Origin of the sequence: Photorhabdus caribbeanensis (genome assembly GCF_018448885.1) — a bacterium.
Taxonomy (GTDB): Bacteria; Pseudomonadota; Gammaproteobacteria; order Enterobacterales; family Enterobacteriaceae; genus Photorhabdus; species Photorhabdus caribbeanensis.
This window is the reverse complement of sequence record NZ_RCWB01000029.1, coordinates 33,538-48,213: the sequence shown is the minus strand read 5'-3', so window position 1 is coordinate 48,213 and position 14,676 is coordinate 33,538. Positions and strand designations below refer to the sequence as shown.

Genomic DNA, 14,676 nt, shown 5'->3' with positions numbered 1-14,676 from the left:
TTTACATCAATATGGTTTCGGCATGTTCTTGATTAAATGTTGAGAGCTTTTCGCGATGACTTTGAGCTGATGTTTCAACTTTCAGTTCGTGTAATACGTGTGTTGGACGACGATCAATTAATAAGCTGAGTAATTCAGGGCGGCTGTAATGTCCAATCGAATCCATCATGCGCTTACGTTTATCAATCAGGCTAAAGTCCAGATCGGCAATGCAATAGCCTTCACCTTGTGTGATCGGTTCAGCCAGGAACTTGCCTTCAGGAGAAACGATGGCGGCAAAACATCCTCCTGAAATTGGACCAATATCACAGCCAGTATCCTGCATAATTTGCTGTTGCTGTTCGGGATGCAGCCATGCGGTGGCGTTGATCACAAAGCAGCCAGACTCTAAAGCATGGTGTTGAATGGTGGCGCGGATTTGATCGGCAAAGACTTGTCCTACCAACGAACCGGGAAACATGGCAGCATGAATTTGTTCACCATCCGCCATTAAGGCAAAACGTGCCAACGGGTTGTAATGCTCCCAACATGCCAGCGAACCAATACGTCCTACCGCAGAATCAATGGCACGCAAACCACTGCCATCGCCTTGCCCCCATACCATGCGTTCATGGTAAGTTGGGGTAATTTTGCGGCGATGCTGAATGATTGAACCGTCGGCATTAAATAACAATTGCGCGTTATAAATCGTACTGCCCGCACGTTCATTAATGCCAATCGATACCACCATATTGGCTTCAAGGCAGGCTTGACCAATTGCTAAGGTTGCTTCGGAAGGTACAACCACCGATTCATTTAATAGCTTTAAATGTTCTTTACCCATAGCAAATGGCGGTTGTACAAAGGAGAAATAAGGGTAATAAGGCACGACGGTTTCAGGAAAGACTGCGAATTGCACTCCCTGTTTTCCAAGCTCTAAAATAATGTCACAAATTTTTTTTACTGTTGCGGCTTGACTATAAAGCACTGGGCTACATTGTACTGCGGCAGCTTTAATTATTCGGTTCATAACCTTATCCCCTGTTTATGTTTACTTAGGCAGTCCAGGTATCAATGATTAAGGCATTATCGCGACGCATCAGCAGTCTTAAATCCATCACATCCAATGGATTAATTGGCCGAATTCCCGGAATAAGCGCTTTTTCGGTTTGACCATAAAATGCTTGTAACGCAAAACGGCAGGCATAGACTTCGCCGCCTTCTTCCATAAAGGCTTTCAACTGATTGTTGACGGCTAAATGACCCGGAAAAGCTTCCGCCCCTAAAGTTGGAAAACCACGTTGTACACCCAACTGCACGCCTGGGCCGTAAAGCAAAATTTTGGTTTCAAAGCCTTTGCGTAACAGACGTTTTGCCTGTAACACATTGACCAAGCCAATTGATCCTTCAAATGCAACGGTATGGAAAGTCACCAATGCCTTTTCACCTGGTTGGGCTTTGACGTCCTCAAACACTTTTTCTTCGTAATCAACAAGAAAATCACCATCTTTATATTGCTCGATATCAATCTTTGGCATAACCAACTCCTAGTTCAATGTTATTTGGGAATGAACCAACATGTAGTCTAGTCTGACTGTATTAATGCGAGAGCTGTGCCAAGTTATATTTTGGAACGAAAGTTAATTCTTATCACATTGAAAAATATCATTTAAATTTTATAAAAATATTTTTCATGGAGATAAATTGAACTACTAGGGAATTAGGATTTTTCGTAGTATTATGAAATTTCATAGCTTAAATTATGAAACTTCATATACCCTATGGATTTTAGGAGGCAACTTGAAAGATGACGGGTATAGTATGGACGGGTATAGTATGAATACGACTGACTTTATCTCAGACTGGGTAGTTTATGAAAACTCGATTCGCCCGTTGATATTTGAACACACGTCACAGGCATTAATTGTATTGGACCCACATCAAAACCAGTTTATTGATGTGAATATTAGCGCCACCCGATTATTACAATATGAACGTCATGAAATTATTCAAAAAACGGTGACTTCCATTTTTGGTCATTTCAGACAACTGCCATATCTTGTGGCATTTACCGAAGGCGCTTTGGCGAAAGGGCGGGCCTGGAACAATGAGCTGTATATCTTTGATAAAAACGGTGAAAAAATCCAGTTGGATATTACTGCTGTTTCATTGCCCTATAAAAATAAAACCTTGCTGATATGGTCGCTGGTGGATGTCAAAGAGTTAGAACTGCGCCAACTCAATAAAAATGCCGATAAAGCCATTCGTACAGGTTTAAAAGAATCGCAAGCCTTACAAGAACTGTTTATTGACTCCGACACAGGCAAGCATTTATTGCTGAGTTCAGTCGGTGACGGTATTTACAGTATTAACAAACAAGGCTTGTGTACCTTTATTAACCCTGTCGGGGCTAAAATGTTGGGGCTGCAACCTGAAGATGTATTGAGTGATAATATCCATAAGATTCATCACCATACCCATGAAAATGGCGAACCCTATCCTGAAGAAGAGTGCCCGATTTATGCAGCGGTACATGACGGTATTGTGCATGAGGGAGTTCAGGAAATTTTTTGGCGTCGTGACGGCAGTTGCTTTCCGGTGGAATTTACCAGTACCCCAGTGATTCGTGATGGTGAAATTATTGGCGCGGTAGTGGTGTTCCGTGATATTACCGATCGGCTGAATACCGAAAAACAACTGACCCATGCCCTTGAAGAATTGCAAGATTTAAAAAGCCGACTCGAACAACAAAATGAATATCTGCAAGAAGAAATTTTACATGAAAATCAATATCATGAAATTATTGGCAATAGTGCATCCATTTTACAGATTATTGAAAAAATCAAAGTAGTCGCCCCAACCGATGCCAATGTGATGATTTATGGTGAATCAGGTACAGGCAAAGAGCTGATTGCTCGTGCTATTCACCAATCTAGTCACCGTAAACAGCAACCCCTTATTCGAGTCAATTGTGCTGCTATTCCTTCGGAACTGTTTGAAAGTGAATTTTTTGGACATGTTAAAGGCGCATTTACTGGGGCTGTGCGTGACCGTGCCGGACGTTTTGAATTGGCAGATCAGGGCACGTTGTTTTTAGATGAAATTGGCGAAATTCCTATCGAGTTACAAAGTAAACTGTTGCGTGTATTACAGGAAGGAACCTTTGAGCGGGTTGGAGAAGAGAAAACGCGAGATGTGAATGTGCGGATTATTGCTGCCACCAATCGCAATTTAAAAGAAGAAGTTAAACACAAGCGTTTTCGTGAAGACCTCTATTTCCGTTTAAATGTATTCCCGATTTATTCACCGGCTTTACGTGACCGTAAAGAAGATATTCCACTTTTGGTTACGCATTTTACTAAGTTGATTTGTGACAAGCGTAAAATTAATTATCTACCATTCTCACAAAGGCATATTTTAGAACTACGGCAATATGATTGGCCTGGCAATATTCGTGAATTGCAAAACGTCATTGAGCGCGCGCTAATTATAGCTAAACAAGGTACTGTTTCCTTTAAATATTTGTTAGAACAAGATCAACAACAAAGTGAAACTACGCATCAGAATATTCACAATAAACTTCAACAAATTGAAATCGTGCTGACTATGCAGCAACTGAAAGATTTGGAAATTAAAAATTTCTCTCTTGCTGTGAAACAATGCAAAGGGAAAATTTTTGGTGATGATGGCGCAGCAAAATTGTTGGGAATGAACCCAACGACCTTGATCTCACGCTTAAAGAAATTGGGAATTGATTATTAAAAAGCTTATCTTGAGTTTGGAAAATGCGTTTTATATGTATTAGCACCTTATTTACTAGTTACAAAAACCCGCAAAAAACTGCGGACTCAATGCTGGCGGGGATATAAGGGGGAGCTAACCCAGTGTTTTCTGCGATTCTACATACGCCTTTAGTGTCTCGATGGTTGTACCGTCTGCACCACAGGCGAAATAAGAGCGTGATCATAGCCCCCCACTATCAGACTGCTTTCGCAGAATGGTTTTTTGAATTTTAAGTGAGAATTTGAATTTTTTTACATTTTTTATGCGCTCGTTGCAAATATTGCTTTACTGAGCTGGCAGAAACTTGGAGTTGATCAGCGATTTCGCGATAACGCAGTCCCTGTAGCTGTGCCAGCAAAAAAGCGCTTTTTACTTGAACTGGCAATTTATCAAGAGTGATCTCAAGTTTTTCAAGCTGTTCAAATGTGGCGATTCTGCTTTCAGCGGAAGGCATAGTCATTTCTGGTGTCGAGTTTATATATTCCAAATAGCTCTCTTCGGTCTTTCTTCGGCGGTAATAGTTAGCAACCAGGCAGCGAGCTACGGTTGCCAGAAAAGGCCGTGGTTGGCGGATATCTGACAAATTTGAACTTGATAAAACGTTCAGGAAAGTGTCCTGCGTGAGATCTTCCGCATGGCAGGGGCAAGGGACTTTATGGCGTAGCCAGTTGTATAACCAGTCATGATGTTCAAAGTAAAATTGTTGCGCAGAACTATTAATTTTAGGCATGTCTTTGGTGTTGGTATTATGATTTCCAACAATTTTTGTAAATGAAAATGATTATTATTTTCATATAATCATCGTCTGTCAAGCTGTTGGCCTTAAGTGAATTCCTTTATGGCATTTTGCTGCAATCGGATGGGTTTTTAAGATCGAGAAAAAACGCAAGTGTGTCATGAAAAAACAGATAAAACTTTAATCATTACAGGTAAAAGGCTGTGATTAGGTTTTTTCAAAGCGGGTAGAAAATTCAACATCATACCGACATTGAGAGAGAAAACATTAGGAAGGATGGGTTTTAAATTGATTAATAAGGTAGCAAAATGACTGGGCTAACTAAATATACCCGTTATCTTTCAAGTTGCTTCTTTGTTGGCTGCACTCGCTCACCCCCTTGCTATGCTCCCGGGGATTCACTCCTTTGCCGTCGCGATGCATCTTGAAATCCATAGGGTATATATCTTTTTATACGTTTTTATGCTGATTAAGTAATCATTTCGTCTATTACCGAACAAGTTGTATATCAGTATTGAGACGTTCGTTGCCAACCCCTATTTTGGAGAAATTCAAACAGACATAAATAATAGCCGAACAGCAAATCCGATCAGCACCAGTCCCATCACCCGCTCGAACCAATACCCTTTCCGTATAAATTTATTACGAATCAATGCATTAGAAAAAATAACACTGACCAGTACAAACCATACCGCATTGACCACACACATCCAAACCCCATAAAACATTTGTATCAGGATAGGTGTATTGCTACTCACCACAGTCGTGAAAACTGCCAAAAAGAACAACGTCGCCTTAGGATTCAGGGCATTTGTCATAAACCCCATCAGAAATGCTTTCCATCTACTCTGTGAAGCTTGAACAATTCCCTCATTCTCTAAGACAGCCAAATCAGTAGGCTTACTCCTGATAAATTTGATACCGAGCCATATGATGTAAGTTCCGCCGACAAGTTTTGCTAATTCCATTAACCACGGAGTGGTATGCATCAGTGCGCTAACCCCCACTAGTGTATAGATGACATGTACTGATATTCCTGCTCCGATACCCACTGCCGTACACATCCCAGCCCAGCGACCAAACCTCACACTTTGTCGTATAGTAACCGCGAAATCTGGCCCCGGTGCTACCACTGCCAGAAAATGAATTACCGCCAATCCTAGAAATTCCCCCCAATAGTTATACAACATATTAACTCCAGAATGACAGCGGATAAGGTGAACAGCGTTGCTGCAAGTCATTGATGTTTTTAAACACACTTTCACAATAATCAGCTACACGAGGTAGTTCATTTTCTGCCTCATAAAATGCCATTCCAATCCGTCCTATACTCGGGGCATTCAAATATTGATCAAATCCATGTCCCAGTATTTTTTTACCCAGTTGCATCGCTAAGATACTAGGAACAAATTGCTTTACTCGAATGGCCAAAATAAATAAGTGTGTTAAAAGGATAATTAAATCATGTGACGCAAAAAAACTAAATAAGATGAACCATACGGTAAAATAACAAGAGTCTTAATTTAACAGGTATCCATTCTGACGACAATATACCTTCTTCAATAAAGAAATGACTATTTTATCAATCAAGGTAATTATGATTATTAAATAAAGCCAATAATTTATCTAACTAAATAAGTGTGATTTTTCAGAAGAATAGTCAGTTGCGATATTTTAGTGTCAAAGTGAGAAAGAAACTTGGAGAACTGAATGATCAACAGTCTGAGTTCCCTCAAACAGAGGGAACTATCAGGTGAGAAATCAGAACTTCTGCGAGACGCTGAATTTAATGTTACGTCCAATCCCGGAAACCGATTCACCGAGGTATGGGTAATAATCACGATTAAACAGGTTATTGACTGTGACTCGCGCTTCAAGACCTTGCCAGAAAGTAGGTTGCCAACTAGCGAATAATCCATGTAGTGCATAACCTTTGCTTTTGGGTAGTGCCCAGTAGCCTGCTTTTGGATCACTATCTGTAGGTGAGCGGTCTTGTTTACGGATAAAATCACCAGTCCATCCCATCGCCATTTGCCACTGAGGGATTTTTACCCCTAGCATGGCGTGAGCAGAAGTTGGTGGAATTTCAGCAATCCAAGTTTTACTTCCCCACCACGGATTGACTGGAGATGCGTCTCTTTGCCCACGCATTGTTGAGAAAGAGAGTTTGCCGAATAAGTAGCTACTATTATAGAAGGTTTCGATTTCTAGCCCTTGGATGGTATATCCAGGAAAATTACCATAAACGGATATCGGTTTCTTACAAGCTGATATAGGAGCACCATTAGCTTGTGCTTCGCACAATACACTGCCATGACGAACAAATATTTCATTCTTTCCTCGGTTACGGAATAGCGTTGTTCGGATTTGGAAATTATCCTGATCGGTCAACAAATTGTTGAAGTCCAGGATTGCACCGAATCTTAAGCCGGTTATTCTTTCTACATCCAGATTACGGCTGGTGGCAGAAATGGTTGTACCTGCTCGTTGTAATTCATATTGTTCATCTACCACTGGAGCACGCCAGGTACGGCTGAAATCAGAAAATAGCGACAGATTTTGTGTTGCTTTCCATATGACGCCTAAATGAGGAGACCAGCCAGTATAGGTAACACTGCTGTAATCGTGGCCTATTTCTGGAGATTGATTATTGTAGAGAGATGCAATATTTTTCTTACCGGTATTTTTGATATGGTCATAACGAATACCCGGTGTTACGGTTACGCTGCCAATAGTCATTGCGTCTTGTAAATAAAAACTGTGGGTTGTTTGTTCTCCCGATGGCATATAGTTTGGTTGGAAATAACCATAATTATAATCAGGGTCTTTATCTTTGGTTTTGTCGTTCATAAGGGTGTTGCGTTGGTTTTTATGCCAACGAGTTCCAACGAGTAATGAGTGTTCTATTGCTCCAGTGGTAAAGACACTCTCATTGTTTATATCTGCCAGATTATCCACATAGTTAATCCAACTTTCATTTCCCAGAGAAGCAAAATATGAATTTGTTAAATCCTTTGGGCGTTTGTCATGTTGTTCTGTTTTGGAATAAGCATAAGTTGCTGTCAGATTAAGTAATGGATTATCTTCCGGTGCAAGGTTCCATTTAGCGGTGTAGTTTTGATCTGTTTGATCGCGATAAACCAGCTTCCGACGCCAAGCTTCATCCCAACCATATTTATTAATATCGTATTCGGAAGGTATATTTATTTTATCGCGTTTTGCTGCCCACGGCTGCCAGCCATCAGAATCAGAACGCATAGCGGAAAGTGTCAATGTATTGGCATCGTTCAGGTAAAAATTCGTTTTCAGTAAATAGGATGCCTGATCACTTTTAGAGAAAACAAAGCGGGTGCCATCCGGTCGTTTAATATTGCCGCCATCTCGTTTGCTTATATATAACAGGCCGTCAGCAAAGCCTTCTATTGTCCGGCCATAAACTGCGCTGCTGTAAATATTTTGGCGATCATTGGTGTGATAACTGTATTTCAGCAATCCACCAAAATCTTCTCCCGGCCGTAATAAATCATTGGCATCTTTGGTGACAACTTTAACCGTTCCGCCAAATCCGCCATTACCATCAAGTAGATTATGTGGGCCTTTATCGACATCGACTCGTTTGATTAATTCGGGCTCAATAAAGATAGAGCCTTGGCGATATTTCTCGAAGCCTTTCGGTGCGTCATCTAAGGTGACTTTAACGTCTTCGGTATCGCCCATTCCCCAGATATTCAGAGTTTGGCCGCCCGGACGAGGCGAGCCTGACATAGAAACGCCGGGAAGTTGATCGAGCAGCTCGGCAATATTATCTGCCTGGGTACGTTCAATATCCTCTTTTTTCAATACCGAGCTTCCGGCATTGACGCTGTTATTCAACCCACCAATAACAGAAAGTGTAGAAAGTGTAATGATTTTCTCTGATTTTTCCGGTTTTTCTTTAAATTTTTGCTCTTCATTTTCCTGTGCCGCCAGATAACCTGGCAGGCCAGTACTCAGCATAATTATGCTCGATAAAGCATAATGAAGAGTGCGATTAATTGGCTGTGCAGTCGCTGTAGCTGAGGTTTTTTGTGGTTTCCCGCTATTTTTCATTGTTATAAACATCCTTGAAATGTCGTTAAGTAGAAAAGTTGCTCTTACAGGATAGGTCACTTAACGCAAGGAATCGGGCAGTGAAAAGTTAATAACGGTATTAATTAATTATTTTATTGATCAAGATATTTTCAAATCTGAGCTAAACGTGTCTTTTAACCGTCGCTTTGATGGTGTTACTAGATTGCTCTTAAGTCTATTTTTATGTATGTTTATACAGTCATTGTTGATAGGCTAAAGCAGAATGCGAAAGATTGTTCATATTGATATGGATTGTTTCTACGCAGCTATTGAAATGCGTGATGATCCGTCACTTCGTCATATTCCCATTGCTGTGGGCGGCAGTGCAGACAAGCGGGGTGTTATTAGTACAGCTAATTATCCTGCCCGTCGTTTTGGGGTACGTAGTGCAATGTCTACTGCAATGGCGCTGAAACTCTGTCCTCAACTTAAGGTTCTTCCGGGGCGTATGGCGCTGTATAGGGAGGTTTCCCGGCATATCCATCAGATATTGTCTCGTTATACTGAGTGGATAGAACCTCTGTCATTGGATGAAGCTTATCTGGATGTCACTGATAGCCATCATTGTTATGGATCTGCCACGCTGATTGCACAGGAAATCCGTCAATCTATTTTTGATGAATTACAATTGACGGCATCAGCCGGTATTGCTCCGGTGAAATTTTTGGCAAAAATCGCTTCTGATATTAATAAACCAAATGGACAGTATGTAATCCCTCCTGATCGAGTGGCCGATTTTGTTAAGGTTTTACCTTTGCGAAAAATTCCGGGGGTTGGCAAAGTCATGGTGCAACGGCTGGCTAATATGGGGCTGGAAACCTGTTCTGATGTACAAAAATATGACGTCATTGTTTTGGTGAAACAGTTGGGGAAATTTGGTCAGGTACTTTGGAATCGTTGTCACGGTATTGATGAACGATGGGTGAATCCAGATCGTTTGCGAAAATCAATTGGTGTGGAGCAGACACTTGAGAGAGATATTCATCAATGGGAGCAGTGCACTGAACTGATAGAAAGTTTATATCTGAAATTAGAAAAACGGTTGAGTAACGTTAAACCTGATCTGCGGATTGCCCGTCAGGGGATTAAACTGAAATTTGATGATTTTCAACTAACCACTCAGGAGCATGTTCATCCACTATTGGATAAGCAGGATTTACTGCAATTGGCCCAGAAAACATGGACATCTCGCCGGGAAGGGCGTGGCGTTCGTTTGGTTGGTTTGCACGTGACTTTGCAAGACCCAGAAATTGAGCGGCAACTCTTGCTTGAATGGTAATCCCCCTGCCGTCACATCGAAGCAGGGGAGAGCTGATTAAGCCTTTTCAGGAATAGCTTTTAGAATTGCAGTCAGCAGTTGCCAATATTGCCCGACACTTTTGATGTGTACTTGTTCGTCAGGAGAGTGAGCGCCCGTAATGGTTGGCCCGATAGATACCATATCCATATCAGGATAAGGTTTCTTGAATAAGCCACATTCTAATCCGGCGTGGATCACCATAATATTCGGTATCTTATCGAATAACTGTTGATAAGTTTCACGTACTAAGTGCATGACCGGAGAACTTGCATCTGGCTGCCAGCCGGGATAATCACCTTTAGCGGTAATCTCGGCATTTGATAGTTTAGCCAGCGAAGAGAGCATACCTATGACATAGGACTTGCCGCTGTCGATAAGCGAACGGATTAAGCAAATGAGATTTACCTTATCTTGTTCCATCGCCACAACACCCACGTTTAGCGAGGTTTCTACTACACCTTTGATGATATCACTCATACGGATAACACCATTGGGAGTACTGTTTAGCAATGAGATAAAACGGTTTTGGCAATCATCAGTTAATGCCTGAATGTCGGTTTCGACCTCTTCCAGTAATACAGTCAGGTTTTTCTCAACGATGGCATACTCATTTTTCAGTATATCTAAGTACTTGTCTTTCAGTTGGGTAAGCTGGTCTGCTTTATCGGCGGGGATGGCAACAATAACATGGCCTTCGCGTGGAATGGCATTACGCAGCGTACCGCCTTGGAAGTCGAGCAGTTTTAGCCCCAATTCCTGAGTATGGGCGGCAAGGAAACGTGCCAGTAGTTTGTTGGCATTACCCAGTCCTAAATGAATATCACAACCGGAATGCCCGCCTTTTAGACCTTTAATGACCAGTTTTAGTGTTTTATAGTGAGCCGGAACCGCTTCACGAGTCAATGCTAAAGTGGTGGTAAAATCGATACCTCCAGCACAACCCATGTAGATTTCCCCTTCTTCTTCTGAATCGGTATTGATTAAAATATCAGCTTGAAGCCAGTTCGGTTGCAGGCCAAAAGCGCCATCCATTCCGGCTTCTTCCGTCATGGTCAATAAAACTTCTAGCGGGCCATGTTTTACATTGTCATCAGCCAATACAGCCAACGCGGATGCCAGGCCAATACCATTATCAGCCCCCAGTGTTGTACCTTGGGCAGTAACCCATTCGCCATCAATATAAGGACGGATAGGATCTTGAGTGAAATCGTGCACGGTATCGTTGTTTTTCTGCGGCACCATATCAAGATGTGCTTGCAGAACAACCGCCTTACGATTTTCCAACCCTTTACTGGCGGGTTTTCTGATCAAAATATTGCCGACTTGATCACGTTCAACGTGCAACTCTTTTTCTTGCGCCCATTGAACAATGTGGGTTGCCAGAGCTTCTTCATGGTAAGAAGGGTGAGGAATAGAGCAGATTTTGGCAAAGATGTTCCATAGAGGTTGAGGGGATAATTGTGATAGTTCTGATTGTGGTGATAGTTCTGACACGACGAATCTCCTATGACTGCATCTCAATTAAGATGGGATCTACATGAGAAATAGTTTCTATATGATGAGCGCTTAACGCCATGATGTTATTGGGTTCAGAATACCACTTTACTTTTGTTAAGAATAATACGATTCATCGATTCCCTGTTTCCGCTAGTTTTTACAGACCTAAGTCACTATAATTCGCGCAACTTTTTTTGCGAGATGCTTTTCTAAAGTATTCTTAAGTTGTCGGGATCAATTTTTATGAGTGAAAAATATGTCGTAACTTGGGATATGTTGCAAATACATGCCCGTAAATTGGCGCAACGTTTACTCCCTGTCGAACAGTGGAAAGGCATCATTGCCGTGAGTCGCGGTGGTCTTGTACCTGGCGCACTTTTAGCGCGTGAATTAGGTATTCGTCATGTGGATACAGTTTGTATTTCCAGCTATGACCATAATAATCAACGTGAACTACAAGTTTTGAAAAAAGCAGAAGGTGATGGTGAAGGTTTCATCGTTGTGGATGATCTGGTTGATACTGGCGGAACCGCTCAAGCCATCCGTGAAATGTATCCCAAAGCCCATTTTGTGACTATTTTTGCAAAGCCGGCAGGTCGACCTCTGGTTGATAATTATATTGTTGATATTCCTCAAGATACTTGGATCGAGCAACCTTGGGATATGGGTGTGGCATTCGTTCCGCCAATTTGTGAAGGTAAATAAAATCAGCATTTGTTATGGCAAACCAAAACCTTTCAGAATCACTTTTTAAGCCAAGACAAAAACATCAGGAAACTTCCACGCTGGTAAAGCACCGCCATCCCCGGTTAATTGCGGGTAATTACAATACGTTGGATGGTAATAGTCATGGTAGTTGGTATCGTATGATTAACCGGCTGATGTGGATTTGGCGAGAAATTGATCCGCTTGAAATAGAAGAAGTGTTGTGCCGGATTGCCATGACAAACGCACAACGCAGTGATGATAATTTACTGGATACTGTGATTGGTTATCGTAAAGGCAACTGGGTTTTTGAGTGGTCATATCAGGCGATGTTGTGGCAACAGAAAGCGTTGCAGGCAGAGCAGATCCCAGAAGCTGGTCATCTCTGGTTGAAAGCGGCTAATTTGTATAGCATCGCCGGTTATCCCCATCTTAAGGGGGATGAGTTGTCTCAGCAGGCCGTCATTTTAGCAAACAAAGCTTATGAAAATGCGGCTCGTTGCTCTGGCTATCAGTTGAGGAAACTAGAGTTCAAACTCAAGGAAGGCGGTTGTGTGACCGGTTTCCTTCATCTGCCTCAGCACCGGCAAAGGCCCTCGCCAACTATTTTGGTTTGTGGCAGTTTGGATAATTTGCAAAGCGATTATTATCGGCTATTCCGTGATTATCTGGCGCCGCTTGGATTTGCGATGTTAACTGTGGATCTGCCCTCGATTGGTTACTCTTCACGTTTGAGGCTGACACAGGATACCTGTATTCTCCATCAACAAATAATTCATCAACTGGATGAAATTCCCTGGATTGACCACACCAGGATTGGCCTATTTGGTTTTCGCTTTGGCGCTAATATTGCTGTCCGGTTGGCCTATTTGGAATCTAAACGTATCAAGGGCGTTGCGACTCTTGGCGCGATCGTTCATGAGTGGCTCAATAGTGTTGAACGTCAACAAAATTCACCTTCAATGTACCTTGATATATTTGCTAGCAGATTGGGTATTTATAATGTGGATGAAAATGCATTTCGCCTCGAACTTGGTTGTTACTCCCTTAAAAAACAAGGTTTGTTAGGTCGGCGTTGTTCCGTTCCTATGCTAGCGGGTTACTGGCAGAATGATATTTTCAGCTCGAAAGAAGAGTCTAAGCTGATAGCAATGTCATCAATGGATGGTAAATTACTGGCTATTCCGACAACGCCTGTTTATAACAGTTTCAATAAGGCGTTACGGGAGATTAGTCAATGGTTGAAAAATAAAGTCTGTTAATGAAATTTCTGTTACTTGTTGATTATTAACTGCTTTATTTTATAAAGATTTCATGCGCTTTCGGATGAAGTGGACAGCATAAGTTTGTTCTAAACTCCTATTTTTTCAATTTAGCATTATGCCTGTTGGCATAACGCTTCTCTCCTGTTAAAACTGAGCACTGTTTTTTTAATTTAAATCTAATGGCAAAAATATGATGAATAGCAGCCAAACATTGGTTGTGAAACTGGGGACAAGTGTACTGACAGGCGGCTCTCGTCGCCTGAATCGAGCTCATATTGTAGAACTGGTAAGGCAATGTGCTCAGCAACATGAAAAAGGTCATCGCATTATTATTGTGACTTCCGGTGCGATTGCGGCAGGAAGGGAACATTTGGGCTATCCGGATCTACCGGCAACGATTGCATCCAAGCAATTGTTGGCGGCGGTCGGTCAAAGCCGGTTAATTCAGTTATGGGAGCAGCTCTTTTCTATTTATGGTATCCATGTTGGGCAAATGTTATTGACCCGGGCGGATTTAGAAGATCGCGAACGTTTTTTAAATGCCAGAGATACCTTACAGGCTTTGCTCGATAATCGCATTGTGCCTGTAATTAATGAAAATGATGCGGTTGCGACGGCGGAAATTAAAGTGGGTGATAATGATAATTTATCTGCGCTAGCGGCAATTCTGGGGGGAGCAGATAAGTTGCTATTACTGACGGATATTGAAGGGCTATATACCGCTGATCCACGTAGCAATCCAGACGCAAAACTTATCCCGGAAGTTTATGACATTAGCGATGAATTACGTATGGTTGCCGGTGATAGCATTTCGGGTTTAGGGACGGGAGGAATGGCAACTAAACTTCAGGCTGCGGGGATTGCAGGTCGCGCGGGTATTGATGTCATTATTGCCGCTGGTAATAAACCTGATGTTATCTCTGATGTCATTGAAGGTAATCCGGTAGGTACTCGCTTTCATGGGTTGGAAAGCCCGATGGAAAATCGCAAGCGTTGGATTTTTGGCGCCCCTCCGGCGGGTGAAATTATTGTAGATCATGGCGCTGAGACAGCAATCTGCGAAAAAGGCAGCTCTTTATTACCGAAAGGGATTAAAAATATTAAAGGTGATTTCTCCCGTGGAGAGGTTATCTGCATTCGTAGTCTGTCTGGTAAGGATTTGGCGCATGGTGTTTGCCGTTATAACAGTGATGCTCTACGTTTAATTGCAGGCCGCCATTCACAACAGATAAGCCAAATCCTCGGTTATGAATATGGTGCTGTTGCGGTTCATCGTGACGACATGATCGTGAGTTAAGGAT

The 14,676-nt window shown here is 42.0% G+C and carries 12 protein-coding genes and 1 pseudogene; 5 read left to right on the top strand and 8 right to left on the bottom strand.

Going from position 1 to position 14,676, the window contains the following annotated elements; all coding sequences use genetic code 11:
* Nucleotide 1: 1 nt before the first annotated feature.
* On the bottom strand, nt 2–1,009 hold the full coding sequence (locus EAE90_RS17395) for a Nit6803 family nitrilase (RefSeq protein WP_214054527.1): 1,008 nt from the start codon (nt 1,007–1,009) through the stop codon (nt 2–4).
* A gap of 25 nt (nt 1,010–1,034) precedes the next feature.
* Nucleotides 1,035–1,517 carry an MSMEG_0572/Sll0783 family nitrogen starvation response protein gene (locus EAE90_RS17390; protein ID WP_214054526.1) on the bottom strand — a complete coding sequence of 161 codons (483 nt, stop codon included), beginning with the start codon at nt 1,515–1,517 and terminating at the stop codon, nt 1,035–1,037.
* A 298-nt stretch (nt 1,518–1,815) separates the two neighbouring features.
* Between EAE90_RS17390 and EAE90_RS17385 the strand changes: the two genes are divergently transcribed.
* On the top strand, nt 1,816–3,741 hold the full coding sequence (locus tag EAE90_RS17385) for a sigma 54-interacting transcriptional regulator (protein ID WP_214054525.1): 1,926 nt from the start codon (nt 1,816–1,818) through the stop codon (nt 3,739–3,741).
* A 114-nt stretch (nt 3,742–3,855) separates the two neighbouring features.
* Here EAE90_RS17385 and EAE90_RS23920 read toward each other — a convergent pair.
* The 5 genes and pseudogenes from EAE90_RS23920 to EAE90_RS17370 all read right to left on the bottom strand — a co-directional run.
* Nucleotides 3,856–3,984 (bottom strand): annotated as a pseudogene (locus EAE90_RS23920) (IS200/IS605 family transposase); the annotation flags it as partial.
* Nucleotides 3,985–3,991: 7 nt separating this feature from the next.
* The gene (locus tag EAE90_RS17380; protein WP_214054524.1) at nt 3,992–4,492 is read right to left on the bottom strand and encodes a sigma-70 family RNA polymerase sigma factor; all 501 of its coding nucleotides are present in this window, start codon (nt 4,490–4,492) and stop codon (nt 3,992–3,994) included.
* A gap of 557 nt (nt 4,493–5,049) precedes the next feature.
* Complete coding sequence (locus EAE90_RS17375) at nt 5,050–5,688, bottom strand: LysE family translocator (protein WP_214054523.1); 639 nt, start codon at nt 5,686–5,688, stop codon at nt 5,050–5,052.
* Between the two features lies 1 nt (nt 5,689).
* Nucleotides 5,690–5,812: a hypothetical protein gene (locus tag EAE90_RS24300; RefSeq protein WP_281422363.1), complete on the bottom strand. Its 123-nt coding sequence runs from the start codon at nt 5,810–5,812 to the stop codon at nt 5,690–5,692.
* Between the two features lie 447 nt (nt 5,813–6,259).
* Nucleotides 6,260–8,587 carry a TonB-dependent hemoglobin/transferrin/lactoferrin family receptor gene (locus tag EAE90_RS17370; RefSeq protein ID WP_214054522.1) on the bottom strand — a complete coding sequence of 776 codons (2,328 nt, stop codon included), beginning with the start codon at nt 8,585–8,587 and terminating at the stop codon, nt 6,260–6,262.
* Nucleotides 8,588–8,831: 244 nt separating this feature from the next.
* Here EAE90_RS17370 and dinB point away from each other — a divergent pair, with 244 nt between their 5' ends.
* On the top strand, nt 8,832–9,887 hold the full coding sequence (gene dinB, locus EAE90_RS17365; RefSeq protein WP_214054521.1) for a DNA polymerase IV: 1,056 nt from the start codon (nt 8,832–8,834) through the stop codon (nt 9,885–9,887).
* A 36-nt stretch (nt 9,888–9,923) separates the two neighbouring features.
* On the opposite strand, the gene pepD is transcribed toward dinB, so the two are convergent.
* Nucleotides 9,924–11,402, bottom strand: a complete 1,479-nt coding sequence (gene pepD / locus EAE90_RS17360) for a beta-Ala-His dipeptidase (RefSeq protein ID WP_214054520.1) — start codon at nt 11,400–11,402, stop codon at nt 9,924–9,926.
* A 246-nt stretch (nt 11,403–11,648) separates the two neighbouring features.
* On the opposite strand from pepD, the gene gpt reads away from it, so the two are divergent.
* The 3 genes from gpt (at nt 11,649) to proB (ending at nt 14,672) form a co-directional block, all read left to right on the top strand.
* The gene (gpt, locus tag EAE90_RS17355; RefSeq protein WP_214054519.1) at nt 11,649–12,110 is read left to right on the top strand and encodes a xanthine phosphoribosyltransferase; all 462 of its coding nucleotides are present in this window, start codon (nt 11,649–11,651) and stop codon (nt 12,108–12,110) included.
* 14 nt (nt 12,111–12,124) lie between these two features.
* Nucleotides 12,125–13,372: an esterase FrsA gene (gene frsA, locus EAE90_RS17350; protein ID WP_214054518.1), complete on the top strand. Its 1,248-nt coding sequence runs from the start codon at nt 12,125–12,127 to the stop codon at nt 13,370–13,372.
* Between the two features lie 196 nt (nt 13,373–13,568).
* Nucleotides 13,569–14,672 (top strand): glutamate 5-kinase, encoded by a 1,104-nt coding sequence (gene proB, locus EAE90_RS17345; protein ID WP_036776928.1) that lies wholly within the window; start codon nt 13,569–13,571, stop codon nt 14,670–14,672.
* Nucleotides 14,673–14,676: the final 4 nt, after the last annotated feature.

What these genes read in the sequence shown, in the direction of transcription:
- EAE90_RS17395 (WP_214054527.1), bottom strand. Translation starts at nt 1,009, where the DNA reads ATGAACCGAATAATTAAAGCTGCCGCAGTACAATGTAGCCCAGTGCTT.
- dinB (WP_214054521.1), top strand. Translation starts at nt 8,832, where the DNA reads ATGCGAAAGATTGTTCATATTGATATGGATTGTTTCTACGCAGCTATT.
- gpt (WP_214054519.1), top strand. Translation starts at nt 11,649, where the DNA reads ATGAGTGAAAAATATGTCGTAACTTGGGATATGTTGCAAATACATGCC.
- EAE90_RS17370 (WP_214054522.1), bottom strand. Translation starts at nt 8,587, where the DNA reads ATGAAAAATAGCGGGAAACCACAAAAAACCTCAGCTACAGCGACTGCA.
- EAE90_RS17390 (WP_214054526.1), bottom strand. Translation starts at nt 1,517, where the DNA reads ATGCCAAAGATTGATATCGAGCAATATAAAGATGGTGATTTTCTTGTT.
- EAE90_RS17385 (WP_214054525.1), top strand. Translation starts at nt 1,816, where the DNA reads ATGAATACGACTGACTTTATCTCAGACTGGGTAGTTTATGAAAACTCG.
- EAE90_RS17380 (WP_214054524.1), bottom strand. Translation starts at nt 4,492, where the DNA reads ATGCCTAAAATTAATAGTTCTGCGCAACAATTTTACTTTGAACATCAT.
- frsA (WP_214054518.1), top strand. Translation starts at nt 12,125, where the DNA reads ATGGCAAACCAAAACCTTTCAGAATCACTTTTTAAGCCAAGACAAAAA.
- EAE90_RS17375 (WP_214054523.1), bottom strand. Translation starts at nt 5,688, where the DNA reads ATGTTGTATAACTATTGGGGGGAATTTCTAGGATTGGCGGTAATTCAT.
- EAE90_RS24300 (WP_281422363.1), bottom strand. Translation starts at nt 5,812, where the DNA reads ATGGCATTTTATGAGGCAGAAAATGAACTACCTCGTGTAGCTGATTAT.
- proB (WP_036776928.1), top strand. Translation starts at nt 13,569, where the DNA reads ATGAATAGCAGCCAAACATTGGTTGTGAAACTGGGGACAAGTGTACTG.